1 protein-coding gene is annotated in these 630 nt (G+C 73.8%); it reads left to right on the forward strand.

Going from position 1 to position 630, the window contains the following annotated elements; all coding sequences use genetic code 11:
- Window positions 1-60: 60 nt before the first annotated feature.
- On the forward strand, window positions 61-630 hold a 570-nt coding region (locus tag HUK84_RS21890; protein WP_176642003.1), incomplete at its 3' end, for a CocE/NonD family hydrolase.

The following is a 630-nucleotide window of genomic DNA, read 5'->3' on the forward strand; positions in this document are numbered from 1 at the left end:
GGTGGTGCGGGGCGGGCGGGCGATCGCCGAGCGGCCGCCATCCTATCGGGAGCTGGCGTGATGACCCCCCTGCCCGTCCGGCCGAAGCGGACCGAAGCGATGGCGACGCGGGACGGCACGCGCCTGGTCGCCGATATCTGGCAGCCCGAGGGGCCGGGCCCCTGGCCGGTGCTGATGATGCGCCAGGCCTATGGGCGGCGGATCGGCACGTCGCTGTGCTATGCGCCGCCGGAATGGTACGCGGCGCGCGGCTATATCGTCGTGATGCAGGATGTGCGCGGGCGGGGCGAGTCCGGCGGCGGGTTCGCGCTGTTCGAACATGAGGCCGCGGACGGGGCCGACAGCGTCGCCTGGGCCGCCGCCCTGCCCGGGAGCAACGGGCGGGTGGGGATGTTCGGCTTCTCGTTCCAGGGCAGCAACCAGCTTCTGGCCGCGGGCGAGCCCTGTCCGGCGCTGAAGGCCATCGCCCCGGCCATGATCGGCTGGGACATCAGGCGCGACTGGGCGTATGAGAACGGGGCGTTCGCGCTGCGCGCCAATATCGGCTGGGCGACGCAGCTTGCGGCCGAGACCGCGCGGCTGGCGGGCGACCGCGAGGCCCAGACCCGGCTGTATGCGGCCAGCCGGACC

It is taken from the genome of Nguyenibacter vanlangensis, assembly GCF_013376155.1.
Taxonomy (GTDB): domain Bacteria; phylum Pseudomonadota; class Alphaproteobacteria; order Acetobacterales; family Acetobacteraceae; genus Gluconacetobacter; species Gluconacetobacter vanlangensis.